Origin of the sequence: Rhizobium sp. RSm-3, from assembly GCF_001854685.1 — a bacterium.
GTDB classification, from domain to species: Bacteria; Pseudomonadota; Alphaproteobacteria; order Rhizobiales; family Rhizobiaceae; genus Rhizobium; species Rhizobium ecuadorense.
The window spans coordinates 257,256-283,976 of the sequence record NZ_MAWZ01000057.1; the positions used below are offsets into that span (position 1 = coordinate 257,256).

General features: G+C 61.6%; 23 protein-coding genes. 16 read left to right on the forward strand and 7 right to left on the reverse strand.

The window, feature by feature from the left end:
* Positions 1–51: 51 nt before the first annotated feature.
* Complete coding sequence (gene rtcR / locus BBJ66_RS28405) at positions 52–1,659, reverse strand: RNA repair transcriptional activator RtcR (RefSeq protein ID WP_049734998.1); 1,608 nt, start codon at positions 1,657–1,659, stop codon at positions 52–54.
* A gap of 210 nt (positions 1,660–1,869) precedes the next feature.
* On the opposite strand from rtcR, the gene BBJ66_RS28410 reads away from it, so the two are divergent.
* The 3 genes from BBJ66_RS28410 (at position 1,870) to BBJ66_RS28420 (ending at position 6,187) form a co-directional block, all read left to right on the forward strand.
* On the forward strand, positions 1,870–3,426 hold the full coding sequence (locus BBJ66_RS28410; RefSeq protein WP_071091741.1) for an RNA-binding protein: 1,557 nt from the start codon (positions 1,870–1,872) through the stop codon (positions 3,424–3,426).
* A 789-nt stretch (positions 3,427–4,215) separates the two neighbouring features.
* Positions 4,216–5,622 carry an RtcB family protein gene (locus BBJ66_RS28415; protein WP_071091744.1) on the forward strand — a complete coding sequence of 469 codons (1,407 nt, stop codon included), beginning with the start codon at positions 4,216–4,218 and terminating at the stop codon, positions 5,620–5,622.
* A 160-nt stretch (positions 5,623–5,782) separates the two neighbouring features.
* On the forward strand, positions 5,783–6,187 hold the full coding sequence (locus BBJ66_RS28420; RefSeq protein WP_071091747.1) for a barstar family protein: 405 nt from the start codon (positions 5,783–5,785) through the stop codon (positions 6,185–6,187).
* 86 nt (positions 6,188–6,273) lie between these two features.
* Here BBJ66_RS28420 and BBJ66_RS28425 read toward each other — a convergent pair whose 3' ends face one another.
* Complete coding sequence (locus BBJ66_RS28425) at positions 6,274–7,422, reverse strand: CpaF family protein (RefSeq protein WP_071091750.1); 1,149 nt, start codon at positions 7,420–7,422, stop codon at positions 6,274–6,276.
* Positions 7,422–7,553: a hypothetical protein gene (locus BBJ66_RS35940; protein ID WP_003594894.1), complete on the reverse strand. Its 132-nt coding sequence runs from the start codon at positions 7,551–7,553 to the stop codon at positions 7,422–7,424. The genes BBJ66_RS28425 and BBJ66_RS35940 overlap by 1 nt, the downstream gene beginning before the upstream one ends.
* Positions 7,554–8,062: 509 nt before the next feature.
* Here BBJ66_RS35940 and BBJ66_RS28430 point away from each other — a divergent pair.
* The 11 genes from BBJ66_RS28430 (at position 8,063) to BBJ66_RS28480 (ending at position 18,460) form a co-directional block, all read left to right on the forward strand.
* Positions 8,063–8,266 (forward strand): hypothetical protein, encoded by a 204-nt coding sequence (locus BBJ66_RS28430; protein ID WP_003563674.1) that lies wholly within the window; start codon positions 8,063–8,065, stop codon positions 8,264–8,266.
* Between the two features lie 14 nt (positions 8,267–8,280).
* Positions 8,281–8,844 carry an A24 family peptidase gene (locus BBJ66_RS28435; protein ID WP_049735002.1) on the forward strand — a complete coding sequence of 188 codons (564 nt, stop codon included), beginning with the start codon at positions 8,281–8,283 and terminating at the stop codon, positions 8,842–8,844.
* Between the two features lie 5 nt (positions 8,845–8,849).
* The gene (locus tag BBJ66_RS28440) at positions 8,850–9,647 is read left to right on the forward strand and encodes a TadE/TadG family type IV pilus assembly protein (RefSeq protein WP_071091753.1); all 798 of its coding nucleotides are present in this window, start codon (positions 8,850–8,852) and stop codon (positions 9,645–9,647) included.
* Positions 9,644–11,284 (forward strand): Tad domain-containing protein, encoded by a 1,641-nt coding sequence (locus BBJ66_RS28445; RefSeq protein WP_071091756.1) that lies wholly within the window; start codon positions 9,644–9,646, stop codon positions 11,282–11,284. The genes BBJ66_RS28440 and BBJ66_RS28445 overlap by 4 nt, the downstream gene beginning before the upstream one ends.
* Positions 11,256–11,936, forward strand: coding sequence for a TadE/TadG family type IV pilus assembly protein (locus BBJ66_RS28450; protein WP_049735005.1), 681 nt, complete (start codon positions 11,256–11,258; stop codon positions 11,934–11,936). The genes BBJ66_RS28445 and BBJ66_RS28450 overlap by 29 nt, the downstream gene beginning before the upstream one ends.
* A gap of 1 nt (position 11,937) precedes the next feature.
* The gene (locus tag BBJ66_RS28455; protein ID WP_071091759.1) at positions 11,938–12,852 is read left to right on the forward strand and encodes a hypothetical protein; all 915 of its coding nucleotides are present in this window, start codon (positions 11,938–11,940) and stop codon (positions 12,850–12,852) included.
* A complete protein-coding gene (gene cpaB / locus BBJ66_RS28460) occupies positions 12,849–13,787 on the forward strand; it encodes a Flp pilus assembly protein CpaB (protein ID WP_071091762.1) in 939 nt (312 codons plus the stop codon). The genes BBJ66_RS28455 and cpaB overlap by 4 nt, the downstream gene beginning before the upstream one ends.
* Before the next feature lie 20 nt (positions 13,788–13,807).
* Entirely contained in the window at positions 13,808–15,706 is a 1,899-nt protein-coding gene (locus BBJ66_RS28465) for an ATPase, T2SS/T4P/T4SS family (protein WP_071091766.1), read from the forward strand.
* 110 nt (positions 15,707–15,816) lie between these two features.
* A complete protein-coding gene (locus BBJ66_RS28470) occupies positions 15,817–16,680 on the forward strand; it encodes a type II secretion system F family protein (RefSeq protein WP_071091769.1) in 864 nt (287 codons plus the stop codon).
* Positions 16,680–17,582 carry a type II secretion system F family protein gene (locus BBJ66_RS28475; RefSeq protein ID WP_190238048.1) on the forward strand — a complete coding sequence of 301 codons (903 nt, stop codon included), beginning with the start codon at positions 16,680–16,682 and terminating at the stop codon, positions 17,580–17,582. The genes BBJ66_RS28470 and BBJ66_RS28475 overlap by 1 nt, the downstream gene beginning before the upstream one ends.
* A gap of 2 nt (positions 17,583–17,584) precedes the next feature.
* On the forward strand, positions 17,585–18,460 hold the full coding sequence (locus BBJ66_RS28480; protein WP_071091775.1) for an FHA domain-containing protein: 876 nt from the start codon (positions 17,585–17,587) through the stop codon (positions 18,458–18,460).
* Between the two features lie 699 nt (positions 18,461–19,159).
* Here the strand turns inward: BBJ66_RS28480 and BBJ66_RS28490 are convergent.
* Both BBJ66_RS28490 and BBJ66_RS28495 read right to left on the reverse strand, forming a co-directional pair.
* Positions 19,160–21,091 (reverse strand): adenylate/guanylate cyclase domain-containing protein, encoded by a 1,932-nt coding sequence (locus BBJ66_RS28490; protein WP_071091781.1) that lies wholly within the window; start codon positions 21,089–21,091, stop codon positions 19,160–19,162.
* 470 nt (positions 21,092–21,561) lie between these two features.
* Positions 21,562–22,215, reverse strand: a complete 654-nt coding sequence (locus tag BBJ66_RS28495; RefSeq protein WP_071091784.1) for a hydrolase — start codon at positions 22,213–22,215, stop codon at positions 21,562–21,564.
* 153 nt (positions 22,216–22,368) lie between these two features.
* Here BBJ66_RS28495 and BBJ66_RS28500 point away from each other — a divergent pair, with 153 nt between their 5' ends.
* On the forward strand, positions 22,369–23,262 hold the full coding sequence (locus tag BBJ66_RS28500; RefSeq protein WP_071091787.1) for a LysR family transcriptional regulator: 894 nt from the start codon (positions 22,369–22,371) through the stop codon (positions 23,260–23,262).
* 207 nt (positions 23,263–23,469) lie between these two features.
* On the opposite strand, the gene BBJ66_RS28505 is transcribed toward BBJ66_RS28500, so the two are convergent.
* On the reverse strand, positions 23,470–25,731 hold the full coding sequence (locus tag BBJ66_RS28505; protein WP_244511761.1) for a hypothetical protein: 2,262 nt from the start codon (positions 25,729–25,731) through the stop codon (positions 23,470–23,472).
* Positions 25,732–25,854: 123 nt separating this feature from the next.
* Positions 25,855–26,460, reverse strand: a complete 606-nt coding sequence (locus BBJ66_RS28510) for a hypothetical protein (protein ID WP_083335637.1) — start codon at positions 26,458–26,460, stop codon at positions 25,855–25,857.
* A 16-nt stretch (positions 26,461–26,476) separates the two neighbouring features.
* On the opposite strand from BBJ66_RS28510, the gene BBJ66_RS34660 reads away from it, so the two are divergent.
* Positions 26,477–26,698 (forward strand): hypothetical protein, encoded by a 222-nt coding sequence (locus BBJ66_RS34660; RefSeq protein WP_128146151.1) that lies wholly within the window; start codon positions 26,477–26,479, stop codon positions 26,696–26,698.
* Positions 26,699–26,721: the final 23 nt, after the last annotated feature.

A 26,721-nucleotide genomic window follows, 5' to 3' on the forward strand; every position in this document is an offset into this window, starting at 1 on the left:
TGTCCCGTGAACGGAAAGCGATGATTGGCATTCATGTCCGGCACATAGCCCTTATCCCGTTTTCTTGATGTCCTCGAATCTGAGGCCGAAGCGCGCGAGATATTTGCTCAGGCGATCGGCGTCGTTGCTGCTCTTTTTCTCCAGTCGCGACATCGCAAACAGGGCTCTGCCCGCAGCACTTGCCGTGGCGTGTTGACGGCAGGTATGAAGAACGGTGGCAAGCTGGGCTGTGTCGAAGCGATCGAGGCGAGCGGCCGTCTCCGCACCCAGCACTTCTTCAATGATCAGATCCACCCTGCCCTCGTCACTCGAACTGCACCAAAACGCATTCAGCCGTCGGACTTCATCATCGACGACGTCAGTCGTGATGCGCCCATGCGGCGCGAGGGTCGCCATGCGGGTCACCGAAGCCGACAGGTCACGAAAATTGGCACTCCAGACGGCTAGCGGGCCAGTTGCGAAAGTAAGATAGCGTTCCCGTGCTTCCTTGTTGAAAGTCACATTTTCGCCTTCTCGTTCCAGATAACGCCTGAGCTCGAAGTCGAGATTGGGCTCTATGTCCTCCTTGCGATCGCGCAGGGCCGGCAGCTGGAACGTCCAGAGGTTCAGGCGGGCATAGAGATCTTCGCGGAACCTGCCTTTGCGGACATCCTCGCCAAGATCGCGATTGGTGCCGGCAAGCAGCTGAAAGTCCGCGGAGGCCTCCCGATCAGCGCCCACGGGCAGGAACTTCTTTTCCTCGATCGCGCGCAGGCACATGGCCTGTTCGTCGAGGCCGAGTTCGCCGATCTCGTCGAGAAACAGCACGCCTTTGTCGGCGGACTTGAGCAAGCCGGCACGCTCGCCGGCAGCGCCGGTAAACGCGCCTTTCACATGGCCGAACAGGGTGGACATGGCCTGGTCGCCGCGCAGGGTCGCGCAGTTCACCTCGATGAACGGACCACTGACCTTGCGCTGGCTCTTCTTCAGCTCGTAGATCCTGCGGGCGAGTTGCGATTTGCCGGCACCGGTCGGCCCGGTCAGCAGAACAGGCGCGGTCGAGCGGATCACCACCCTCTCGATCTCGTCGATCATTTTGTTGAAGGCGGCGCTGCGGGTCGAAATCCCCGACTTCAGGAAGGAGGCGGCGTCTTCGCGCTCGGAGGCGAAGCGCTTGGCGATTTCGTCATAACGGGACAGGTCGAGGTCGATGATCCGATGCGTGCCGGCGAAATCCTGCTCCGGCTCCCGGTCGCGCGGCGGCGAGAGCTGCAGCAACTGGCCGGGAATGATGCGGGCTTCGGTCAGCAGGAACCAGCAGATCTGTGCCACATGGGTGCCGGTGGTGATGTTGACGAGATAGTCTTCCGTCTCGGGGTCGAAGTTGTAGTTGCGGGCAAAGTCCCTGAGGTGCGTGTAGACCTCCGAGAAATCCCAGGGATCCCGGAAGTTGATGACATTGCTCCGCACCTCCGTTGCCGGCGCCACGGTTTCGATGTCGGCAACGATACGGTGACAGAGAGCTTGCGAGTGGTTGTCGTGGATCAGCTCCAGCCGGTCGATGAACAGGCCCGGCTGCTGGCAGAGCGCGACATTGGGCCGCCAGCGGCTCCAGCGATTTTCCCATTTCCCTGCATCCAGGGTGGTTCCCAATATGCTGATGGCAACGCGGCGTTTCATATCTTATCCAAAATTATAAATCTATATAGCTTAAGATAATATAATCGGGATACCGATTTTCGCAATTCATCATTTCGCGTAAAGGCTCATAAAAATTTAGTATTTAGAAACAGATAGATAAAAGAAAAATGCAGGTGGGATGTGTTCTTTTCTTCAAACTGGCACGCGTCTTGAAATGTATCTGGCACGAACCACACAAGAGGGGCTGTCATGGTCAACAAGGCGATCTTCAAAACCTACCTCGGGAAACTGCTCCCGGGAGCGGATACAAAAAATCATGAAGCGGCCCCGGCCTACCAGCTGACGCCGCGCGAGGCGCTGGCGCAATATGCCGTGACCGGCACCTTCAACGGCACCTTCTATGCTGAAGGAGCCGAGCAGCTTGACGCGGTAAAAACGCTTGCCCTTCAGGTCGAGCCGGAATTTCTCGCCAAGGTGGCTGTTTACGCCGCTGAAAAGGGTCACATGAAGGACATGCCGGTGACGCTGCTCGCCGTGCTCTCCGGCCTTCAGAGCGAGGCCTTTGCCCGTGCATTCCCGCGGGTGGTGAAGAGCGGCAAGATGCTGCGTGGCTTCGTGCAGGTCATGCGCTCCGGCGCCGCGGGGCGCAAGTCGCTCGGCACACGTCCGAAGAAGGTGGTGCAGGCGTGGCTCGAACGGGCCGGCACCGAGCAGATCCTGCGTGCGATGGTCGGAAACGATCCTTCGCTCGCCGACGTCATCCGCATGGTGCATCCGAAGCCGGCTACCGAGGAGCGCAAGGCGCTTTATGCCTGGGCGATCGGCAAGCCGCACGACTATGCGGCACTGCCGGAGCTCGTCAAGGCATTGGAAGCGTTCCGACGTGACCAGACGGTGCCAGTGCCTGATGTCCCGTTCCAGATGCTGACCTCGCTGCCGCTGACGCGGGAGCATTGGGTCGAGATCGCCCGCAAGGGTGGCTGGCAGATGGTGCGGCAGAACCTCAACACCTTTGCACGCAACGGCGTGTTCGAGGTCGAGGGTTTTGCCGAGGCGCTGGCGGTGCGGCTTGCCGATCCGGAGGAAATCCGCAAGGCAAAGGTCTTCCCCTATCAGTTGATGATGGCGTGGAAGATGGTCGATGGCCAGGTTCCGGATGTCGTGCGGGATGCGCTTCAGGACGCGATGGATATCGCCATCGCCAATGTGCCGTCCCTGATGGGCAATGTCGTGCTCTGCCCCGACGTGTCGGGTTCCATGGGCTCGCCCGTGACCGGCTACCGGAAGGGCGCGACGTCCTCGGTCCGTTGCATCGACGTCGCCGGTCTGATGGCTGCGGCGTTCCTGCAGCGCAACCCGAAGGCACGGGTGCTGCCGTTCGAGAATGACGTGGTGCCCGTCAGCCTCAACAAGCGGGATTCGGTGATGACCAATGCCGGTAAGCTGGCGAAAATCGGTGGCGGCGGAACCAACTGCTCCGCACCGCTGAAGATGCTGGCAAACGAGAGGGCCAAGGTCGATCTCGTGGTGTTCATCTCGGACAATGAGTCCTGGGTGGATGCGCGCGGCAGCGGCCAGCCGACGGCGGTGATGACGGAATGGGCCAGGATCAAGCGGGTCAACCCGGCTGCAAAGCTGGTCTGCCTCGACATCCAGCCCCACGCCACGACGCAGGCGCCGACGCGGGAAGACGTGCTCAACATCGGTGGCTTCTCGGATGCCGTCTATGGGGTGATCACGGCTTTCGCGGCCAGTAGCAAGGGCGCGGATGGCTGGGTGAAAGCCATCGAGGCAATCGAGCTCTGACGGGCTCACAGGAAGCAATATCCTCGCGCCGCCGTGAACGGCGCGGGGAGCCGTGACGAATGCCGGATGAAACTACAGGCTGTTACCCTCCAGGTCGCGGGTTCGAATCCCGTCGGGTCCTCCACTTCATGGACCCGTAGCTCAGCGGATAGAGCAGGACGTTTCACCACACCTTGTCGTCACGGACAGATGGAATGACATGGCGAATGCATGGGGAACTACATCTGTGTCGCGAGTTCGATTCTCGCCAGGGCCTGGTCCTGTAGCTCAGTCGGTAGAGCAAGCTGTTCCCCGGACACTTGTCGTCATGACGAAGATTGCAGTGGCGAATGCCGGACGGAACTACAGCCTCCAAAGTTGGATGGTCTGGCAGGTTCGACTCCTCCTGGGCATACGCTCTCTGGCACGAGCGGGGCCATCCGGTTTCGTCCACCCTCGTCGCCGCTGCAAGCTCCTGCCACGCAGGAACGGACTACCCCGGCGAATGCCGGCAGGACTACAAGGAGAGAGCGGCCCCTCGGATTTCCGGCGGGCAGGTCGGGTGTTCAAATCATCCCGTGTTTCCGAAAGGAGCACGTAGCTCAGTAAATTGTCCTGTCAGATCTCGTCGCCGGGGATTGAACAAAGCCTTGGGCGAATGCCGCCGGCGACTACAGGGGCCGCATCGCGCCATGATCGTGGAATGCGTGCGGCGAGATAGATCTCCGCAATGCTCGTCGCCCAGGCGGTGTGAAGAGACGCAACGGAACAAGAAGGACTGCAAACGCAGAAAAGACAATGATAGCGGTAATGAGCGGACAGGATTTGATCGATGCCGGCATGAGCCAGGGGAAGTGGTTTCGCCCGGCTCTCGACGCGGCCAACGCGGTTTTGAGCAAGGGTGGCTCGGTGACCGATGCGCTGGAGGCGGCAAGGGCCTTCCAGCCCGGGCCGACGCTTGCCTTGAAGGCCGATAACGATATCGAGATCTATTCCAACATCCGCGCCGAGAACGCCTTCGAGCAGGACAATGTCGAGAAGGTCAATGCGACGATGCGGGCGCTGGTGCGCACGCCGGTCGTCCGGGCCGCGGCGATCATGCCGGACGCCTGCCCGGCGGGTCCGGTCGGAACGATCCCGGTCGGCGGCGTCGTCGCGTCCGAAGCGATCCATCCCGGCATGCATTCGGCCGATATCTGCTGCTCCATGGCGATCTCGATCTTTCCGAGCGTGGATCCGAAGTCGCTCCTGGATGCCGTGCACGCCGTGACGCATTTCGGTCCCGGCGGCCGTCCGCGCGGTGCGCAGATCAAGCCTTCCGAAGCGACGCTTTCGGCCTTCGAGCAGAATCCTTATCTGCGCGACGGTGCGCTGAGCGCCGGCATCGAGCATTTCGCCACCCAGGGCGACGGCAATCATTTCGCCTATGTCGGAACGATGAAGTCGACCGGTGAAACCGCGCTTGTGACCCACCACGGATCGCGAGCACCGGGCGCCCGCCTCTATGACAAGGGCATGAAGGTCGCCAATCGGTTTCGGGAGCGCATTTCGCCCGAGACGCATCGGGAAAATGCCTGGATTCCGGCGGATACCGAGGAAGGTGACTTTTACTGGTCGGCGCTGCAGACGATCCGCCAGTGGACGAAAGAGAACCACTATGTCCTTCACGACATGGCGGCGGAAAAACTCTCGGCCAAGGTCGCGGACCGCTTCTGGAACGAGCATAATTTCGTCTTCCGGAAGTCGGACGGGCTGTTCTACCACGGAAAGGGTGCCACCCCCGCCTTCGACAACTGGGCGCATGATGCGACCGATCTGACCATCATTCCGCTCAATATGGCGGAACCGATCCTGATCGTTCGCGGCTCGAACGCTGCCCATGGCCTCGGCTTCTCGCCGCATGGCGCTGGCCGCAACTTTTCGCGCAGCGCGCATATGAGGCAGCTGTCTGCGGAGTATGGAGCGGATTCGCGGGGGCTCAGCCCGAACAACATCGCGGCTATTCTGGAGAAGGAAACAAGCGGTCTCGACGCGCGGTTCTTCTCCGGCTTCGCCGACGTGTCGGAACTGCCGAGCGCCTACAAGAGCGCTGCGAACGTGCGGGCGCAGATCGCGCACTACGGTCTCGCCGAAGTGGTCGACGAGGTGATCCCCTACGGGAGCATCATGGCCGGCGACTGGCAGCAGAATGCACCCTGGCGTAAAAAGCGCCGGTAAACACCGGGGAAGGCAACCAGGCTTGCCTTCCCTCAAATGCGCCATGGAAATCCTGCGGTGTCCAACTGCGAAAGGTAACCGCATTGGCCATTTGTTTCGATCGCCAACGGCGAATGGCGATGGCCCCGCCAACATTTCTAGCAACCATGAGTGAAATCACATGACAACCGAATACATTATCGACGGCTCTCGGATAACATCGCTCGAGTCATTCTTTGATGAGATCAGCTGTGTACTGATCCCGGGCGCTTACTGGGGGAGAAATCTTGATGCCTTTAACGACATTCTGCGAGGTGGTTTTGGAACGCCCGCTGAAGGTTTCACGATAAGGTGGTCACATTCAGCCGTCTCAAGGGAACGGCTGAGCTATCCTGAGACGGTGAGGCAATTGGAGCGCCGCCTGCAGCGTTGTCATCCCAGCAATCAAGATGGTGTGAGCCGGGAGATCGCGGATGCGCATGCTGCTGTTGGTCCAACGGTTTTTGATTGGCCTATTGACACTATCCGCATCCATTGTCCTGGCGGTAGAGAGGCCGCCGACAACGTTCAGTTGGTGTTGGAGTAGTTGAGCACGTGGGTTCGGCGCGATCTCCGGGCCTTTTACCAAGTGTCAAGAGTCGGGCAGATGGTCCCAGCGTCCGCCAATAGGTTTCAAGCCGTTGCCCGCCCGACGGGATCGGCCTTCATCCATTCGGAGCGCTCGGCGCCTTGCAACTCTTCGATCGCATCGGCGGCGAAGCTCGGCACGACACCTGTCCACAGCAGGGCGCCGTCGGAATTGGAATGGCCGTCGCCTTCGAGCTTGTAGATGCTCTCGACGATATACTGGCCGTCATTGTTCAGGCCCTTGATCTCGGAGATCTCAATTACCCGGCGCCTGCCGGTGCGTTTGAAGCGGGCGATCTGCACGACGACGTCGACGGCCGAGGCGATCTGGGCGCGTAGCGGCCGGAGCGGCATGTCGATATCCGACATCAGCGCCAGCGTTTCCAGCCGGTGCAGGGCGTCGTAGGGCGTGTTCGCATGCACCGTCGACAGGCTGCCGCTATGGCCCGAGGTCATCGCCTGGATCATATCGAGCGCCTCGCCGCCGCGGCACTCGCCGACGATGATGCGGTCGGGCCGCATGCGCAGCGACGAGCGGAACAGGTCGCGGATGCTGGCGCCGCCGCGGCCGAAACGGTCGGGCTTGGTCACTTCTAGATAGACGACATGCTCTTTGCGGATCTGCAATTCCGAGGTGTCCTCAATGACGATGATGCGCTCGTGGTCGGCAAAGGCTTCCGACAGGGCGTTCAGCATCGTCGTCTTGCCGGTGCCGGTGCCGCCTGAAATGATGACGTTCTTCTGCAGCCCGACGGCCGCCTGCAGCAGCGTCAGCGACTGCTCGGTCAGGCTGCCCTGGGTGACGAGATCGCGGATGCTGCGGTGCTCTTTCAAAAAGCGGCGGATGGAGATGCAGAGGCCGGTGCGGGCGGCGGGCGGCTGGATCATCTGCACGCGCGAGCCATCCGGCAGGCGGGCTTCGACGCTCGGCTCCTCCGGCGTCAGCCGTTTGCCGGAGAATTGCGCGATGCTGCGCGCGGCCGATTCCAGGTCCTCGCGGCTGGCAAACCGCGTATCGGCGCGTTCGAGCTTGCCGCGCCTTTCGACGAAGATATCGGATGTCCCGTTGATCAGGATTTCGGAAACGCTCGGATCCTCGAGCAGGAAGCGGATCGGCCCCAGGAGCTTGTCCAGCGCCCGGGTCAGGACCTGGAAGGTCGCCTGTTCGGCGGCGTCGTCGGAAACGGCCTTCATCAGAGCGGCATCCCCACCAGAACCGTGCTCATGCCGAACAATGTCGCCATCATCTGGACCGCGGTCGGAAAGAACATCATCAGCGGAATGAGGACCAGTGCAAGTATCAGAATGCTGCTCATCGTTTCCATGGTTTTCTCTCCGGAACGACTGAAGGGCCAAGCCCAATCTGTCGGATAAGCTTAATCCAGATCGTCAAGCAACGCCATGGTCGCGTCCCCGCGCGGGCGGCGGATCTCGTGCTTCTGTTCCATCTATTCTATCGCCTTGAAAGAATTGACCAATTATGGGGCAGTGAACGATAGCGCGCAATGCCGGCGAAGAACGCGTTCCAAAGGGTAAAACTATAGCAGGTTCAGGCGGTTAGTTTGCAATTTCAGCCGTCAACTGCGTTTCATCATGAGACGCCTCCAAGGCAATTGGAACCCTCCGTTCCGTTTGCTTGACGGAGGGCTGGCCTTGGGCGCACTCTTGGGTCTTAATGGTGTTGCTCAACAAGCGTTGGCCGCCGGGGAAGAAAAGCTGAAGCAGAACATATCATTGGAACGAGCAACGTGCTGGTTCGGATCGATACCGTATGCTTGGTAATCTTCTCTCAGGTCTTCGATCCGAAACAAACCTAGGAACGAGGAATACGCAGATGTTTGGAAAACTCAAGACTCTCGCAATTGCACTTCACCAGGACGAACGCGGCGACATGGCCCAGATCGTCCTTGCCGTCGCCCTGATCGTCATTCCGCTGATGCTGCTCCTGCTCGCATTCGGCAAACAGATCGGCGAATGGTTCAACGAAAAGAACACGGCGCTCTCGGATGCCGAGAGAATTCCCGAGCCGGGTCAATAAGCGGGTCCCGTGTCATGGATATGACCTACGATCTGACCCTGATGCCTGCAGCGGCGGCTCTTGCCGTCGCCTGCGCCACGACCGCGGCGGTGCTCGATCACCGCCAGGGTCACATCCCGAACGCCGTGACCTATCCCTGCCTGCTTGCCGGTTTCATGCTGGCGGCAGTCAACGGTGGTCTGGCAGGGATCGGCCTTGCCTTTGCCGGCCTCCTTGCGGCCGGCATGATCTTCATCATCGCCTTCGCAGCCGGAAGCTGCGGCGGCGGCGATGTCAAGCTGATGGCGGCGCTCGGCGCCATTCTCGGCCTGTGGCCCGCCATCGACGTGACGCTCGCATCGCTGATGGTTGGCGGTGTGATCGCCGTTTTCTCGATGGCGCTGCGCGTTCAGTGGAGCGTGCTGGCCCGAAACGTCGGATTGTTTGCCCTGCTGCTGCCCGCCGGTTTCCGCGATGCCGCCTCGGTGCTGAAGCCGCGCGAAACCCATCATACCGTCCGCTTCGGCGTTGCCGCCGCTCTCGGACTTCTCTGGTGCCTGTTCATGCCCGATTTCACCCCTCTTTCACTCGTGAGGTAACGGCAATGCGCGCTGAACTCGAACGCCCCCTCTTCGACGGTGCCTTCTGGAGTTCGATCCTGCACTCACGGACCTTCTGGATCCCTGAGGATCACGGCGCGCTCTTCGGCACCTTTGCGATCGCGATGATTTTGCTTGCCTCGATGCTGCTGCTGCCGCGGCTTTCCGCCCGCCGGCGCCGGATCTCGGAACTGCACGGCGATATCTCCGGCAGCACGACGATGATGGATTTCGTGCTCGTCACGCCGGTCTTCGTCTTCTTCATGTTCGTGGTCTTCCAGTTCGCGATCCTGGCAAAAAACCACCTCTTCACCCATTATGCCGCCTATGCGGCGGCCCGCAGCGCTCGCGTCTATTTCTGCCCGGCCCTGCCGATCACCATCCGCAGCTTCATCGACGCCAAGACCTGCGATGACGATGCCGCTCCCGGGAAAGCCGATCTTGCCGCCCGCCTGGCGCTGATCCCGGCCGCCCCCTACGACCAGTTGAAATGCGTCGGCGCCTGCCAGCCGCCGGAAGAGGCGCTGAAAAGCCTTGCCGATGCTTCCGGGCTTTCGAAGAACTGGCGGGCGATGCGCAACCAGGCCCGCTACATGTTCGACCCGCAGAACGTAACCGTCACCGTCGACCGCGCGCCGATGGCGCTCTATGCCGCCATCAATCGCTCGCCGCATGTGCCGGTGACCGCCAAGGTCGAAGCGCGCTTCCTGCTGCTCGAATATGCCGGCTGGGTCTTTGCCCGCGGCCAGAGGAAAGACGGCCGCTACTACACGATCTCGAAGGCGGAGGTGAACCTGCTATGACACCGACCCTCATCAAACGCCTGCACCGCGACGAACGCGGCTTCCTGTCGCCGATCATTCTCTACATGACGATCGCGCTCGCCCTGATGATCGTCTGGATCCTGAATACCGGACAGATGATCTACGACAAGCAGCGCACGCAGGACACGGCCGACGCCGCCGCGCTCGTCCATGCCGACTGGGAAGCGCGCTATCTCAACATCATGGCGATGAACAATGTCGCCTCCTCGCAGGCAACCGTCGTCATGGCGACCTCGGTCGCCTTCCAGCTCACCACGGCGGAACTGGCCCTGCGCTCGACCGCCATTCTCGCGAAACTTGCCGAATACTCCTTCACCGAGGGCTTCGGACCGGCATCCCTGCTGCCGCCGATGCCGCCGATGCCCTATTGCCCGGGCTGGCAGAAGGTTCCGATTGTCGGCGGCATCATCTACGGCGCTTGCCTGGCGTTCCAGGGGTTCCGGGCGACGGAAGCCACCATTGCCATTGCCTACACGGTAAAAGCACAGATCGATTATGATCCCTGGGGCCTGATCGTGAAATCCAGCGACATCATCGACGGCATGAACGATCTCAACGACTACCTCGTCGAAAGCTTTCCGCAGCGGGTCGGCAATGAGGCCCTGCATCTGGTGCGCATGAACAAGTCGGACCATGTCGTCTTCCATCCGCCGTGCCAATCCTGCAACGACGCCGGAGAAGGTGCCGGCGGCAACCTGCCGGTCGATCGCGACGGCATCAATCCCGCTGCGGCCTATGCCGAAATGTGCCTGGCGATGAGCCGGGGCACGGAGGGACAGGACCCGTTCCTGATGCGCGGCGAGTTTGCCAATCGCGGCTTCCCCAACGGCAAGGGTCCGTTGACGGCCGGCGGCGTCGACGGCAGCCATATCCGCGACTTCGTCAACCACGAAAGCGGCATCGACGATGCGCTGGTGAACTTCTACATCTTCTATGAAGCCTTCGGCCCGGCCTATCTGAGCAAGATCCCGTTCAAGGCGATCATCGAGCAATATGCCGATCTGAGCTGGTGGGAGGAACTCACGCTCGATGCCAGCTTCTTCGTTGCAGAGGAGTTCTTCGGCCTCGAATTCGGCGTCGTGAACCCTTTCCAGCTGCCGATCGACGTGCCGCCGCGCTATTCCGATAAGCAGACGAAGGACGAGAACGATTTCACCCGCAAGTTCGACATGATCTGGAACCAGGTCTGCGGCCCGGCCGGCGGCGCGATCTCGGTGGCAGGTGCTCCCCTGCCCGTGATCTCCTTCCCGAAGCCCTACTGGCTGAAGGGGCGCATCCCCTTCAACTTTACGCCCTTCGGCGGCGAGCAACTCGACGACTATCAGACGCTGGCGATCGTTTCTCGCGCGCCGCGGGCCAGGCTGCAGATCCGCATCTTCAAGGATAAGACGCCCTCCGCCTATGCTTTGGCGCAGAGCTGGGTCCATAATTACACGGCCTTCGATCTCTACACGCAGGACTGGCTTGCATCGCTGGCGCCTGCCACGCTCGCCGACGATACCGGCGAGGTTTCGAACACCATCAAGCAGAGCCCGGCCGCCGACAGTTTCACCGGCCTGACCCGCGTCTTCGACCAGGGAGGAGCCAATGCCTGGGCTGCCGTCAACACACACTGAGACGACCGGCGGCGCTCCGGCCGGCGGCCTTCTGATGCGGCTGCACCGCGACAGGCGCGGCCTGGCCTCGATCGAATTCGTGCTCGCCGCACCGGTCATCCTGCTGATCGTGATCTTCATGATCCATGCCAACCGGATTTCCACCAAGAAGGTCGGGACCATGCTGGCCATGCGCAACGCCGCCTTCGCCGAGGCGAACGGGCTCGACTGCACGTCGGATTTCTCGAATGTCTTCCCGCTCCCGGCCTTGCCGGCGCTGCCCGGGCGCGATGCCATGAGCTGCTCGCGCACGCCCTCGCACGAAGGCGGCGGCGAGCCGCAGCGCACCTTCGTCTGGGACGACGTCCAGAACACGCTGAAGAGCGACGGCCGCGATTTCGGCGATATGGTCGGCGACCTCGCCAATGAAAAGCCGCAGCTGGTCACCGCGACGGCCGACCGGGTCTACAAGTTCCGGGATTCCGACGATCTCGACACGATCAGGAGCATCCGCTGGAAGGACGCCTTCACGGTCGATGATGCAACGCTGTTTGCCTCGCACAACAACGACACGACGCGCCGCGGCTACGATCCGACGCTGCGCCGGGAAATCCGCGATGTGGCCGACGATTCCGGCGATCTGTTCGACGGCGTCTTTCCGGGAGCGAAGTGAGATGAGACAGGGCGCGCGTATCTCCGTTCATCTGCTCAGCATGGCTCTCGTCATTGGGCTTGCTGCCGCGTTGGCCACGCCGGGCCGAGCCGAGGTCTACAAGGATTTCCGGGCGACGCTGAATTCGATGCTGGCCGGCATTGTCGGCGCGCCGGAACGTTCGCCGCGCGATCTCGTCATCAACGGCCAGCCGCTGGAATTCACGCCCTACCAGAGCGATCGCAGCATTTCCGACATCACCGACGAATGGCTGCGGGTGCTGGCCGTCAATACCCGCCCTGCCCTGCCGAAAAGCAATGACAGGCAGGAACTGACCGCGGTCATCGCCGCCAACATGCTGATCGTCCCGAAGGTAAGCCGCATCCGCGACGACCTTGCCGTGGTGGTTCGTTTCTTCGACGGCGATGGCGAGGCGGCGCTCGATTATCTCCGACGGCAGGACCCGGCAAATCCCTCGGCAAGGGCGCCGATCCCCGGCGTCTCGATCATGATCCGCCGCCCCGCCGATGCGCCGGTGACCGAGGTGCTGATGAGCCGCTTCGAAGATGTGGCGTCGTCGCTGCCGGCCTTTGCGGCGCCCGCCGATGTCAGCAAGCTGCCGCAGTCGCTGCGTCCGCCGGCCGGGGTCGAGGTGCTGAGCGATATCGGCGACCGCGACAAGGGCCACACATCTCGCACGGTCGTCTCGAAAGGCTCGCTGTCGGCCGTGCGCTGGTCAGATCAGCGCGCCGAGCTTCTCACCCGTGACGGTTTCACCATCGAGGCGGCGCCGGCTGAGCGCGGCGGGGTTACCGCGCTCTATGGCCGGCGCGGCAGCGTCGAGGCCAATGTTCTCTACACCAGCAGCAAGAGCGACGGCCGGACCGTCGAGGTCATTCAAATCAGGCAACCCTTCGTCGAAGGAATAACACCATGAACTGGAAGCTCATCGCGGCCGTCATCGTCGGGCTGATCACCGGCGTTCTGCTCTACTTCTGGACCGAGAGCGTCAAGAACGAGCAGGTGGCCTACGCCTTCATGCGGCTCCAGCCCGACAGGAAGGTGACGCGCGGTCAGGCGATCACGCCGGACATGCTCGCCGAACCGGTCATGCTGCCGGAAAGCTTCGGGGCGCTCGCCAAGCTCGCCGTGCCTGCGGCCAGCGCCTATCAGGAATGGCTGAAGGACAGGACGGCCGCCGCCGACATTCCGGCCGGCTCGGTGCTGCTCTTCCAGTATTTCGACGATAATGACGGCGGGCGGCTGACGACGATGATCGCGCCCGGCAAACGGGCGCTCACCCTTCCCGTCAACGCGGCCGCCGCCGTCGGCCACTTCGTCGAACCGGGCAGCTATGTCGATATTATCGGCACGGTCGATGAGCCGGTCGAACCGGTGGCACCTGCCGCCGCGGCCCAGCCCGGAACCCCCGGCCAGGCACCTGCCGTTCCGGGCCAAGCGCCTGCTACGGCCGGGCAGCCGCAGGCTCCGGCCCAGCCGCCCTCGCCAGTCGAGCAGATGCTGAAGAACTATCTGACCCAATATCCAGGCGCCGACGAGAATGACGTCAACGCCTACCGCAAACAGGCGCAGGATTATAAACTCGGCATCAGCTCGCGCACCCGCGTCGTCACCCGCACCTTCCTACAGAATGTCAAAGTGCTGGCCGTCGGCGCGGCGACGACGGCCGAGGGCGCCATCACCAAGGCCAACAGCACCTACAATAATGTGACCGTTGAGGTGACGCCGTCGGAGGCCGAAATGCTGATTTTTGCGCTCGGCCAGTCGAACGGCAGCCTGAACATGGTGCTGCGCAATCCGGCCGACAACAGCGTCGAGGAATTGCCGAGCATCAACTGGACGCGCATGTGAGCGTTGCGGGGGAGTGAGCCATGCTGTTGAAGATTTCCTATGAGGATGGCAGCGGCCGGGAGGTGATCCCGCTTTCTTCCAATGAGACCTATTTCGTCGGCGAAAGCAGCACGCTGACGCTGCCGGCCGGCGCCGGCGTCGTGCGGCTGCGCGGCAGCCACGTCTCCTCGCCGCAATTCGTGCTGCGCAAATCCGGCCAGGGCTGGTCGGTGCAGCATCACGGCCGCAATCCGACCCGCGTCGACGATCAGCCGCTGCGGGCCGGCACGCCGGTTGCGGTTTCAGCCGGCATGTCGATCTGGGTGCCGAACGTCACCATCGAATTGGTGGAGCCGGCCGCGGCTCAAGAAGCGGTGACGCAGTTTCCGGACCAGGAGCGGGTGCTGGCGTTGCAGATGGAGATCCATGAGCGATTGCTAAAAGACACGCAATATGACCGACTGGTCAAATCCTCCGATTTCGGCCGCGAGGACACGCGCAACCGCATCCGCGAACGGCTCGACATGTTCATCAAGGAGGCGCTCGACGCAGCACCCCAGGATCTCGTCATCCTGGTCATCAAGAACGCCGTCTATCGGTGGCTGGCAAAACGCATCGCCCGCACCGGGCGGCGCGATGCCTCGTCGACGGCCGCCAGCCTGTTGCGCGAGGAGCAGGACAATCGCCGCCTGTTCGATGTCGGCAAGGCGCTGATCTCGGCGCTACAGCTGAAGCTGAATTTCGAATCCACCCGCGCCGACTTCGCCCAGCTCGACACGCGGTTCAGCGCCGCCTTCCAGTCCCGCCAGGCCCTCTTCAATGCCGGCGACCGCTACGAGATCGCCCATATGCATCTGCGCTCCAACATCGAGGAGCTGATGTACCGCTGGGGCACGATCTCGGAGCTGATGGATCTCGACGTCATCTCGGAAATCATGGTGACGCGCTACGACGAGATCTACGTCGAAAAATTCGGCCTGCTGGAACGCTATCCCTTCGCCTTCGCCAATGAGCGGCAGCTGATGAAGGTGATCGAGCGCATCGCCGTCGATTCCAACCGCTCGATCAACGAGAGCGAGGCGATGGCCGACTTCCGCATGCCGGATGGATCGCGCGTCAACGCCGTCATTCCGCCGCTGGCGGTCAAGGGCGCCTGCCTGACCATCCGCAAATTCGGCGGCAAGTCGCGGCTCGACATCTCCAAACTGGTCACCGCCGGCGCGCTGAGCGAGCCGATGCGCGCCTTCCTCGAGGCGGCCGTGCGCGCCCGCAAGAACATCGTCGTCTCCGGCGGCACCGGCTCCGGCAAGACGACGCTGCTAAATAGCCTGTCGCAGTTCATCCCGATCGGCGAACGCGTCGTCGCCGTCGAGGACACGTCGGAGCTGCAGCTCGACGGCATCCATGTCGTCTATCTGCAATCGCGGCCGAAAACGGCGGAGTCCGAAACCAGCGTCACCATCCGCGATCTCGTGCGCAACGCCCTGCGCATGCGCCCCGACCGCATCATCGTCGGCGAGTGCCGCGGTGCGGAGGCGATCGACATGCTGCAGGCGATGAACACCGGCCATGCCGGCTCGATGACGACCGCGCATGCCAATACGCCGCAGGATATGATGACCCGCCTTGAAGTGATGGTGCTGCAGGGCCAGAGCTCGCTGCCGGTGATGGCAATCCGCCAGCAGATCGTCGCCGCCGTCGAACTCGTCGTGCAGCTGAACCGCCTGGAAAGCGGACGGCGCGCGGTGACTGAGATATCCGAGGTGATCGGCATCGATCCCGATACCGGCCTCGTCATCGTCGAGCCGATCTTCCATCTCGTCGGCCGCGCCGGCGGCCAGGCGGTGCATGCCTTCACCGGCTATCTGCCGAGTTTCGTCGCCGAACTCGTCGAGTTCGGCGAAGACGGCGAAATCGAAAAACTCGACATGTTCGTCTAGAGCGGTTCAGGTTTTCGCGAAAGCGAAGAACCGCTCTAAGTTTTTGTTTACGCAATTCCGGACGGAAAACCGCTTCGCACTTTTCCTGGAATTGCTCTGAGGGAAAAACCATGGATATCAGCATTCTGCAGATTTTTACGGTCGCCCTCGGGGCGGTGACGGCGGGGCTGCTCGTCTGGGGCGCGCCGGTGCGCTGGCCGGCGCCGCTGCTGCGCGCCACCGAACGCGATATCGCGCTCGCCAGCGAAGCGGCGCAGGTGTTCGGGCGCGATGCCGTGCCGCCCTATACGATGATCCTGGCCTACGGCATCACGGCGATCGTCGTCTTCCTGGTGATCTCGCTGATCTTCGGGCCGATCTTCGGCATCGTCATCGCCATTCCCGTCGCCTTCTTCCTGCCCAAGGCGGTGATCCGCTATTTCCTGCAGCGCCGCTGGCTGCAGATCGAATCGCAGCTTCCCTATGCCGTCGACCAGATCGTCTCGGCGGTGCGCACCGGCAAGCCGCTCGCCGTCGCTGTCAATGCGGTGGCCGATACCGGCCAGATGCCGGCCTCGCGCGAGTTCGAGCGTATCGCCCGCGAGCAGAAGCTCGGCATCGGCCTGGTCGAGGCGCTGGACCGCCACGGCCGCACCGTGCCGAGCCTGCACTTCAAGATGGTCGACGCCGCCCTCGGCCTTTTCGCCCGCCAGGGCGGTGATATTTCCGAACCGCTGACGGAAATGTCGAAATCCTTCAAGGAAATCTGGAAGCTCGATCAGAAGATCACCACCTCGTCGTCGCAGGCGCGGATGAATTTCCGCGTCGTCAATGGCGGCGCGCTGTTCATGATCCTGATGATCTTCTTCGGCCAGCCGGAGCTGATCGACAAGGTGTTCGGCAACGCCATCGGCATCGTCATCGCCATCGTCGGCGCCATTCTTTATGCCACCGGTTTCTTCTGGATGCGCTCGATGATGAAGGTGTCGGTCTGATGTCTGCGATCCCTCTTGGCCCCCTCGCCATCGTCTTTGCCGGCATCACTGCGGCCCTTTTCGTCTGGTGGATCGGCGATCTGCTCGGCAGCATCCAGGTGGTGCGCCGCTCCCACGGCGGTGACGGGCCGCCGCCGAATATCGTCGACAGCATCGGCATGCGCACACCGGTCGAATTCATGCTGCTGCATTTCGAACCGCTGCTCGCCGACTACGGCGCCCAGCTGGAGCAGAAGCTGATCTATGGCGGCCGCCCCTTCGGCGGCGTCACCGGGCGCGAATATATCGCGTTGCTCGTCGTGCTCAGCCTCTTCGGCTTCATCCTGCTCGGGGTGCTGTTCGGCATTGCCAGCGGCAGTATCATCGGCGGGCTGGTCGCCGGGCTGATCCTCGGGCTGATCCCCGCCATCTATTTCTGGGTCGTCGCCGACGACAAGATGCAGGACCGCAAGGAGCGCATTTCGCGCGAATTTCCCTATTTCCTCGATCTCGTCGTCATGACGCAGCAGGCGCAGGCGACGCTGCCGGAAAGCCTGCGGCTCTATGCCGAGGCTGCACCCGGCACGGTGATGAGCGAAGAGATCGATCAGACGCTGAAGGACGTGGCGCTCGGTACCGGCATGGTCGAGGCGCTGCAGCGCCTGGAGCGAAGGATGACCGCCGAGGAGGTCATCCGCGTCATTCGCGCGGTGATCCAGGGCGAGGTCGAGGGCAGCAACCGCGTCGAGCTGTTGCGCGAACATGCGCGCGACCTGCGCTTCCGCCGCTGGGAGAAGGCCGATAGGGCCAGTGAAAAGCTGAAGGCCAAGATCGTCATGCCGGCGATGATGATCGTCGTGTCGATCCTGCTTCTGGTGCTGGCGCCGGCAATTGTCGAGATGATGTCGAGTGGGATGTTCTGATCATGGCCTTTTCCTTCTTTCGCGGAAACAAACCAAGCCTTCTGCAGACCGGTCCCGGCGGCCAGAGCCGCAGCCATGTGCTTGACCGGCCGGAGATGTCGATCGGCCGGGCTTCGAACGCCGATATCGTCGTCGACGATCCGTTTCTGGCGCCGATCCATGCGCGCATCGAAAAACAGAGTGACGGCGGCTTCATCATCCGCCGCATGGGGCTGAACCCGATCATGCTGCGCGGCGAGGCGCTGCTGCAGACGGCCTCGCTGAAAGCCGGCGACAGCTTCCGCCTCGGCAAGGATGTCGAATTCCAGTTCGTCGTCAAAGCCGCCGCCAAGGAGGCGCCGAAGAAGGAGGCGGCCAAGACGGGTGACGACAAGCCGAAGAAGCCGCTCTTCAAGCAGCCGGCCTTCCTCGCCGGCATGGGGCTCGTCTATCTCGCCATTGTCGGCATCATCGGCTACGTCATCCTGTCGGACAGCGGCAGCACCGAGGGCGGCCCGACGGCCGAGCGCATCAACGCCGAAGCCGCCCGCATCCCGACCTGCATCAAGAACGCCCGGCGCATGCGCCAGGTCTCCGAAGCAAGCTTCAACGGCGCCGTCGGCGGCCGCGTCGGCCGCGACGGCGATGTCACCTATGCCGCCCTTTCGCTTAGCGCCGAACCGGCCGACGACGTGGCGCTGGCAAAGGCTGCCGAGCCGATCGTCGAGGCCTACAAACGCACGGCACTTGCCGCGCTTGCCTCGGAAAACCGCGGCAACAAAACGCTGGCGCTGACGCTCTACCAGCAGACCTACGACCTCGTGCCTGACATCAACTGCTCCGCGGCGCGGTTTGCGCTGCAGCGTCGGGCGGCCGTGAAGCCGCCGGCTCGGCGGTGAGCGCCGGTGGTGCAGGGCTGATCGCGGCACCACTCGCGAATGACCACTGTCGGCCCATTGCGGCCTTTCAGAGATCACTCGCGGTTTCGGCGATGGTAGTCGTGATCTAGGTCTTTCCAGACGTAGAACCCATTCCAAAGGCCGAGCCAGGCTGACAATGCTCCGAAAGAGTCTGCATTTAGAACCTTGGAGAGCGAACTCTCTCCGTGCGAGGGGTCGGATTTCTTCGCCCAAGCACCAATTAGAGCCGTGCCCCACCAGCCAGCGATTATAGTAGCCGCAAAGGGCCAGACATATACGATGCCGGCAAGGCAAATAATCAATATCGATCTGTAGATGTTGAGCTTCGACATTCCACTCCCATTTGAAGGCCCGGCAATTTTGGGCTACTCGAAATTATCATAAGTTGCAACGATCCGTGAGATTATAGGCCGCTGTTGGTGCGAAGCCGGCGGCGATTGGGCTTGCTGCGAGCCGGCAAATGAAGAGGAGATGCCGTGCGTTCTCATCGGTGGCGCACATTCTTACGATGCCTTTGCTGCAGCTGATGTCGGCACACCCGCCTCGTCCTTCGAGGCCCCTGCGGGGTGCCTCAGGATGAGGCTCTCTTGAACCGCGGCGCCACATTCTCTGACCCCTGTGATTTGCATATGGCATCTCAAGGGCCTGTTATTGGGGCGAGGCATCCTCCAACATCCCTCATGGCTGCCCGATAGGCGTCGCCTTTGCCGCCTCGCATTCGGGCAGCCGCACGGGTTTGGCGAGGTTGGCCAGTGCCTCGGGCTTGGCGCATACCGGGAAGCCGGCGAGCGGCATTGTCTCGATGAAGCGGCTGCGCTCGATTGTGCTGAGGCCGGGTTCATTGATCATGCTCTCGACCGTCACCTCGGGGTGCTGCTGGAGAGCTTGCGTGGCTGAAGCATGCGCCTCACCGGTTCGACCGAGTGCGGCAAGCGCGCTGCTGCGGACCACCCAGGTCCACCTTTGGTAATTGTTCGGCGTCATGCGCTCCAGCATCGTGACGGCGTCCTGATAGCGCCCCGCCATGAAATAGGCAGGCGCGAAGAAGTTGGACGCCCACATCGGATAGTTCGGGTCGAGCCGCATGACCTTGTCGACCATCTGAGCACCGCGTTCCGGTTCGTTGAAGCGGGCGGCATAGCCACTGTAAAAAGTCAGGATTTCGGACGAACCGGGCGCCAGGCGAAGGGCCGTGTCGAATTCGGACTTGGCGCGGCCCATGTCGCCCTTGTTGGCAAGGCTCATGCCGAACACCGCATGGGCTTCCGCGTCGCCCGGATCAAGCCGCACCGCGCGTTCGGCCACATCGGCGGCCAGCTTGCGGTTGCCCTCGGGATCGACGCCAAACACGCCCATCAGATCGTGAGCGTGGTAAAGTTCAACCCAGGCGCGCGCCAGCCCGGGATCCAGCGCGACGGCGCGGTTAAGAAAGGTGATGGCCTCCTCGTCATCGGCTTTGGTGAGCTTTTCGATCTTCTCGGAGCCGAGCAGATAATAATCATAGGCATTGAGGTTTTCAGGCCGTTTGCGCTTGGCTGCCGCCCGGCCGGCCTGTTGAATCAAGCCCACGCCGCCGCCGAGGCGGTTGGCGACCTGCTCTGCGATTTCGGTCTGAACGGCGAAGACGTCCTCGGCGGGCCGGTCCCAATTCTCCGACCAAAGATGGTGGCCGGTTTTTGCATCGATCAACTGTGCGGTGATCCGCACCCGGCCACTCTGCCGCTGGATCGAGCCTTCCAGGACGAAGCCGACATGGAGCGTAGCTGCGATCTGGCGGGCATCCACCGGCTTGCCTTTGTAAACTTCCGTCGAATTGCGCGCCACCACCTCGAATTCGGGAAACCGCGCGAGGTCGGTGATGATGTCCTCGGTCAGGCCATCGGCCAGACGCCCGCTCGCCTCATCGCTGCCGAAATTGTCGAAGGGCAGCACCGCCACCGACGGCTTGCCGACCGGAGGTTCCGGCTGAAGGAACCACCAGGCCGCACCGCCTGCCAGAGCCAGCGCGACGACCGCCGCCGCAGCCGTTTTGGCCCAGCGCGGCACCGTTGCGAGAAGCGGGCGGCGCGCCCGTTTGCCGTCGAGCCTCAGCCGATACATCCGCACCGGGCGGCTGATGTTTTTGACCTGCTGCTCGCCGGCGAAATCGAGCGGCCAGTCGAGTTTGCCCTGGAGATGATCGTAGGCGGTGCCCGACACCACCACGCCGCCCGGCTCGGCCAGATGCTCCAGCCGGGCGGCGACATTCACCCCGTCTCCATAGACATCGCCATCCACCAGGGCGACATCGCCGAGATTGATCCCGACGCGGAAGATAATGCGCTCAGGCTCCGGCAGCTCGGCATTGCGCGCCGCCACGGCATTTTGAAACTCCGCGGCGCAGGCAACCGCATCCACCACGCTGTCGAAGGCGACGAGCGCGCCGTCGCCCATCAGCTTGATAGTGGTGCCATGGCGCTCTGAGATGGCGGGATTGATCAGCTCGGCGCGGATCGCCTTCAGCCGCTTGATGGTGCCGGCCTCATCGGCCTCCATCGCCGTGGAGTAACCGACCATATCCGCCGCGAGGATCGCGAGCAGCTTTCGGTCGAGCGCGGGGGTGGTGCCCATCATCGTTGCCTTGCACGAACATGCAATCGTGCCGGCAGTCTACACCCATCGGAGCTTCCTAGGGCATTTCCGTCTTTCTCCCAATCACGGAAATGCTCTATCTCTTTCTCTTCACGCAATTCCGGATGCGATACCGCTACGCATTTTTGCTGGAATTGCTCTACGTTCCTCGTTCGGGACGTTTGAAGTAATGGAGTTCAGGCCGACGCGAGGAGGTCGGACGCGAAGGCGCGGTAGCCCATGGGTACGGCGGAAGAGCTGGCAGCCTATGTCGAGGGACAGGCGCTGATCTCTCGAAGCGACCGAGTGCATGAAAAGGTCAGCTCTCTCTTGTGTGTGAGCAACACCAACGACCGCCGACGGCCCGAACGAGACATCGAACCTTCGGGTCTCGCCGAAGGGGATGACGAGCCGATAGACGTCGCGCTTTTCGCAACGCCTCTGTCAGGTTGTCGTCATCCCCGCTCGGATCAGCCTGCGGCGCTCGGCACCGGCGTGTTGAGCAATTGCTGTTCCCACAGGAATGCGATCCCGCTTCCGCCGGCATGCTGGGTGATCACCTCGGTCAAGGCGGCGGCCTGGTCGGTCCGGGCCCAGTCGCGCTGCCATTCGGACGCCAGTGCCAGCCAAGTCATCATGTTTGCGCCAGCCGCGATCATGCGCTGGATGGCGACTTGATGGGCTTCGACCGATACGGCGCCGGATGCGTCGGTGATGACAGTGACATCCCAGCCTTCGCCGAGGGCCTGGATTGTCGGCATCGCGACGCAGACCTCGGTCCACAGACCGGCGATGATCAGTTGCTTGCGACCGGTCGCCTTGACGGCGTCCACCACCTTCTCGTCCTGCCAGGTATTGATGAACGTCCGGTCGATCACCTCCTGACCGGGGAACACATCGGTGATCTGGGGGAAGAGGAGACCGCCGCGCGCGGCGACCACGCTGGTCAGGATTGTCGGAACACCGAAGGCCCTGGCGGCTTTTGCCAGCCCCGTCGTATTGCTGATCACCATCTGCGGTTCGTGGCTGTTCACATTCGCGAGCTGGTAGGGCTGATGATCGATCAGAACGAGGACCGAATCTTCGGGACGAAGAAGCGAAGCAAGGCCATTGCGGAAAGTCATGGATACATCCTCTGCTGCTGTTGTGTGGGGTTGGCATGCCGGGTGACACGCGCCGGCAGCGGCGCTGCCTCCGAAACGGACACTGTCATTCCCATTTGCGATACGGTAGTACTCTCTCGTGCCAAGCTGTGTTGCGAAATGGGGAACGCCGAATTGGACATCGAAGAGCTCAGGACATTCGTGGAAGTTGCGGATGCGGGTGGCGTTACATCGGCTGCGCGCCGGCTCGGCGTCGCCAAGTCGATCGTCAGCCGGCGGCTCGTCCGGCTTGAAGCGGATCTCGGCGTCCAGCTTGTTGCACGAACCACCCGCGGTGCTGCGCTCACCGAAGCCGGGATCACCTTTCGGGACTATGCGGCCAGGGTCTGCGCCGAGATCGACGCGGCCAGGGAGACGATCCTGCCCGCCGGTGACCTTTGCGGCCGCCTGAGAGTTGCAGTGCCGCTTTCCTTCGGCCCGACCCACTTCGCGCCGGTGCTCGCCGACATGGCGCGACGCCACCCCCAGCTTCACATCGACACCTCCTACAGCGATCGCTTCGTCGACCTCATTGCAGAGGGTTTCGATTGTGCGATCCGGGTTGGTTTCCTTCCGGACTCCAACCTGATCGCCAAGCGCGTCGGACCGATTTATGGCAAGCTCGTCGCGAGCCCGGACTATATCAAAGCGAATGGCTCACCTGAGACGCCGGCGGACCTCGCCGCCCATCAGGCCCTTATGCAGGGAACGGAAACCTGGCAGTTCATGGATGGCGGCCGGATCGTCACGGTTCATCCACGCGGGCGCTTCAAGGCTGATAACGCCGTGGCGCTTGCCGCCGCCGCATTGGCAGGGCTGGGCATCGCCTGGATCCCCGACGGCATCACCCATCAATACGTGGCCTCCGGCGCGCTGGTTCCGGTCATGACACGCTATCCTCCGCCTCCGGCAGCCATCCACGTCATCCGCCCGCCGGGTCAGCATCCTGCCCGCAAGGTACGGGTTCTCACCGAAATGCTGATCGAGTGTTTCGAACAGGCTCCGCAGCCTGCGGGCTTCGGGCCCTGAAGCTCAAATGGCGCGAGGCCGGGGACGGTCTGATCCGATGTCAGAGCGAGGGGAACCGTGCCGGCAGACCTACAATCTCGTTCCCGATTTCAACAGGTCGGCGGCGCGTTTTGCGCCGCAGCGGCGCGCTGCGGTGAAGCCGCCGGCGCGGCGGTGTGAAGGGCACGCTTGGCGGATCGGCGAATATAGGTCTGGGGGAAAGCGGCCTTAAGATCGATTGAGCCCGAGTGTGCGGCTTGCGGAGCCGTCGTAGCCGTGGACTGTATAAAGCCCACGAATGGCCAGCTGCCCAGAAATCCGGTCGATTTGCGACTCTATCGCTGTTACCACACGGCACCAGATTTCCTCGGTAGGACGCCATTTTTGATACAAGCTCTGCGTGGGTTCTACTTTCCTATAAAGGCCTGACGCCGGATTGACCTCGATCAGCGCGAGGGACTGCATGTCGTACTCATCAAATCTGCGGGGATATAAATGTACCGTTATGTCGTCGTCGAGATACTCGAAGACCGGGGCCTGATAAGGATCGCCGTCGGGCGGCGCACGTAAGGTCTGCCAACCGTGGAGATAGAAGATCGCCCTTCCATCAGCTCTGAGCCAACGCAGTCGTCTCGTTTGGCCGATGTTCTCGTCACCGGCACTTCGATCCGCCAGTCTCCGGAGCGCAGCCTCAACCCTCTCACTTGAGGCCCCGACATCAGCGCCGGGATCGAATGCTTTCCATGGCAGGAGCAAACTGGCTTCAGGACTATATCTGCCGGTGGACGGAGCATTCTCCGAAGTCTTGAGGCGATTACATTGCCAACGACGTAATTCCGGCTCCCATCGGCCTTGAAAGCACCCGCCCAATTCCGCGAGACTTGAGGGGCCGGGACCAAACATATCGGTATCCGGCCAAGCGAGAAGAGCGTCCCTCGCAAACCTTGCCATCCTATGCCAGTGCTCGTCTGGTATCGGCGGGACGCCTGACTGTTGGTTTTTGGATCGTGAAGCGTTGTGATCCAGCACCCACCTGCCGGCTTGATGGTTGGCCCTCCGACCTTCCCGTATCACCACAAGAAGATATTCACTGTCATTATCTCGATAGCAAAAGAGACCCTCGCAGCTGTCGGTAACGCTTCCACTCCCCGCAACGATTTCGCGCCACACAAGCTGCTGTTGGGTTTTTCCGTTCATCAACGAAAGTGCATCCGCCTGAAATTCGAATTGCTCCCACTCCGACCTATTCAGGAGCGGTGGACTGTCATTGAAAGCATAGGACAGAATTTTATCGTCGTAGTCGCCGCCGTCGAGCGTTTCGGCAATGACAAGTGGGACGGTCGCAACGGGCCCAGCGACAGAGACGATCTGGTCGATCCTAACCCGCTTCGGACGTTGTATGCAGATCTCCTTTACACTGCCCTTACCCTCAGATTCGCGAGAATAGAGTTGAAGGCAAACCTCTTCCCATTGCCATAGGCCGTTCTCGCAAAGGTCTCGAAGGCGATCGCGAAAGGCGCGTGAAAAGGTTCCATACTCCCGCTTCAGCGCTCCGATTTGTTTTGGCCAAGCGTGGTCGAATCTAAATTCAGTTCTCCGTTTTCGGTCGATGGTTCCGATCAGCACTGTATTATCGATGCAAAACGTCCAGCCTGGCTTATAGGTGTGTGAAACAATGCGATCGGTGATGATCTCGTCGTCCATGTAAAGCCATTGTGTTTGCCATCCCGACTGCCACAGCGGGACCAAAAAGCGTTCCCCGGATCGCAAGTGCGGGCGTTGTGGCAAGAGGCCGACGACCAGTTCCTCAATCTCCTCTGGCCTCGCTGCTGACAAGCTTTCGTGGATCGCAACAATGTCTTCAGCATTGGCCTCTTGAGTAGCCGGGACGAAGCGCCATTGGCGGGGAGCCTCCTGCCGAATAACCGAGGGCGTGGGCACGGTCTCATCGCTGCGCGCCCCGAGATAAGCCATGCCGAAGGTTCGATAGTACTCCTCGCGCCATTGCCCCTTATGCCAACCGCCGCTGACCGCGATCAATTTCGGGCGGAGACCAGTCAGCTCTCGCTGGGGCCAGCAAACCAGAGCATCGCAAATGAGCCGATCAATCGCGACCCATTCCTGATAGCCCAATGCAGCGATACCGGACTGCTGCAAAGAACGCGCATAATCGAGGCGCCAGATCAGGGCGCGAAGCGATTGCGGATTGAAAACATCACGCCATTGCACGAGGAACTGCATTGAACGATTGACGTCATGCGCTTCGAAGCGCATCCAACGGCGGTCATTCAACCCTTTCCCGGGCTCGTCACCTTGATTGACAAATCCGAGAAATCGGACAGAGGCTCCATCGCTTCGAACAAGACGTTCCTCCTCCTCGAGTATAGACCACCAGCCTTTCAACGGAGTGGATTTTCGTTTCCCAAACGGAGGGATAGTCATTGCGAGTGCCCTGAGTAAATTTCGGTGAAGAAAAGCTTTTAACTGCAAGTTATGGTTTAATTCGACTCTCTCGCTCGTCCGAGCAAAGTGGATCACGGATCAAGGTGAACAAACAACGTAGGGACCGAACACCGGCTGCTGCTTTTCGTATCTTTCCCCATGCGGCCGGTTTTATTGCCTGACTGAGAAGGCCAACTGATCGAAACTGTAACTGTCTTCCTCAGGCATGCTTTCACGAATGTTCGTAACCGATTCTCCTGCGCGAAGGCGCTGAGCGATTTCGATACCTCGTGCTGCGCGCTTGCGCTCCGACTCCCGCCAAAATGCGGTAGTCTCAGGATTCCTGAACTTATACGGCTTGGTTCCGGCGCCGGAGAGGACTGCTTCCGAAAAGTGAGCAAATCTCTTGTCGTCGGCCACGACCGCCCAGAAAATCGTTCGCGCTCTCACGTAGAGATCAAGGTCGAGGAGGCACGCGGCAAGACGATCCGTAATGGCGTCGCTATAGAGCTTGGAGTTCGTTACATAAGCCACAAACCTCCATCGGCAGTGGCTCACCGGGTCATCGGCTAGCTTGATAATAAAGTCGGCCATACGGTCCGCAGGCGGGTCAGCTTCATCGAGATACCAAGCCCCCCGTTCCCGCTCGCCTGATTTCTCTGATTGAAGCAGTTCGATGAGCGGCTCCAGGTCGATCCCCTTGCGCCATCGTTTAAACACGGCCCATAGCGCATGATAAGCAAAGTCTTCCCCATGATCCTCTCCGTCATTTATCATTCGGAGGAGATCACCGGTGGCGTATGCAGAAAAATCGGGACTCATCGAGAAAGCGGTGGTCGCGCCACGCGCATTTGTTGCTTCAACTGCCTATTTGCTCAGCAGCAACATTCATGTCAATCCCAGCGCGAAAGATCGACTGCATTTGGGACCAAGCCGCAGCCTCCTGACAGATTGGCGAAATCTCGTTCCAGCCGACCATGAGGAGCGGTCATGGGTTGGCGAGCGAAAATCCTGATGACCGCTTCTGGCGCAAAGCCG

What these genes read in the sequence shown, in the direction of transcription:
- rtcR (WP_049734998.1), bottom strand. Translation starts at nt 1,659, where the DNA reads ATGAAACGCCGCGTTGCCATCAGCATATTGGGAACCACCCTGGATGCA.
- BBJ66_RS28410 (WP_071091741.1), top strand. Translation starts at nt 1,870, where the DNA reads ATGGTCAACAAGGCGATCTTCAAAACCTACCTCGGGAAACTGCTCCCG.
- BBJ66_RS28415 (WP_071091744.1), top strand. Translation starts at nt 4,216, where the DNA reads ATGAGCGGACAGGATTTGATCGATGCCGGCATGAGCCAGGGGAAGTGG.
- BBJ66_RS28420 (WP_071091747.1), top strand. Translation starts at nt 5,783, where the DNA reads ATGACAACCGAATACATTATCGACGGCTCTCGGATAACATCGCTCGAG.
- BBJ66_RS28425 (WP_071091750.1), bottom strand. Translation starts at nt 7,422, where the DNA reads ATGAAGGCCGTTTCCGACGACGCCGCCGAACAGGCGACCTTCCAGGTC.
- BBJ66_RS35940 (WP_003594894.1), bottom strand. Translation starts at nt 7,553, where the DNA reads ATGGAAACGATGAGCAGCATTCTGATACTTGCACTGGTCCTCATTCCG.
- BBJ66_RS28430 (WP_003563674.1), top strand. Translation starts at nt 8,063, where the DNA reads ATGTTTGGAAAACTCAAGACTCTCGCAATTGCACTTCACCAGGACGAA.
- BBJ66_RS28435 (WP_049735002.1), top strand. Translation starts at nt 8,281, where the DNA reads ATGGATATGACCTACGATCTGACCCTGATGCCTGCAGCGGCGGCTCTT.
- BBJ66_RS28440 (WP_071091753.1), top strand. Translation starts at nt 8,850, where the DNA reads ATGCGCGCTGAACTCGAACGCCCCCTCTTCGACGGTGCCTTCTGGAGT.
- BBJ66_RS28445 (WP_071091756.1), top strand. Translation starts at nt 9,644, where the DNA reads ATGACACCGACCCTCATCAAACGCCTGCACCGCGACGAACGCGGCTTC.
- BBJ66_RS28450 (WP_049735005.1), top strand. Translation starts at nt 11,256, where the DNA reads ATGCCTGGGCTGCCGTCAACACACACTGAGACGACCGGCGGCGCTCCG.
- BBJ66_RS28455 (WP_071091759.1), top strand. Translation starts at nt 11,938, where the DNA reads ATGAGACAGGGCGCGCGTATCTCCGTTCATCTGCTCAGCATGGCTCTC.
- cpaB (WP_071091762.1), top strand. Translation starts at nt 12,849, where the DNA reads ATGAACTGGAAGCTCATCGCGGCCGTCATCGTCGGGCTGATCACCGGC.
- BBJ66_RS28465 (WP_071091766.1), top strand. Translation starts at nt 13,808, where the DNA reads ATGCTGTTGAAGATTTCCTATGAGGATGGCAGCGGCCGGGAGGTGATC.
- BBJ66_RS28470 (WP_071091769.1), top strand. Translation starts at nt 15,817, where the DNA reads ATGGATATCAGCATTCTGCAGATTTTTACGGTCGCCCTCGGGGCGGTG.
- BBJ66_RS28475 (WP_190238048.1), top strand. Translation starts at nt 16,680, where the DNA reads ATGTCTGCGATCCCTCTTGGCCCCCTCGCCATCGTCTTTGCCGGCATC.
- BBJ66_RS28480 (WP_071091775.1), top strand. Translation starts at nt 17,585, where the DNA reads ATGGCCTTTTCCTTCTTTCGCGGAAACAAACCAAGCCTTCTGCAGACC.
- BBJ66_RS28490 (WP_071091781.1), bottom strand. Translation starts at nt 21,091, where the DNA reads ATGGGCACCACCCCCGCGCTCGACCGAAAGCTGCTCGCGATCCTCGCG.
- BBJ66_RS28495 (WP_071091784.1), bottom strand. Translation starts at nt 22,215, where the DNA reads ATGACTTTCCGCAATGGCCTTGCTTCGCTTCTTCGTCCCGAAGATTCG.
- BBJ66_RS28510 (WP_083335637.1), bottom strand. Translation starts at nt 26,460, where the DNA reads ATGATAAATGACGGAGAGGATCATGGGGAAGACTTTGCTTATCATGCG.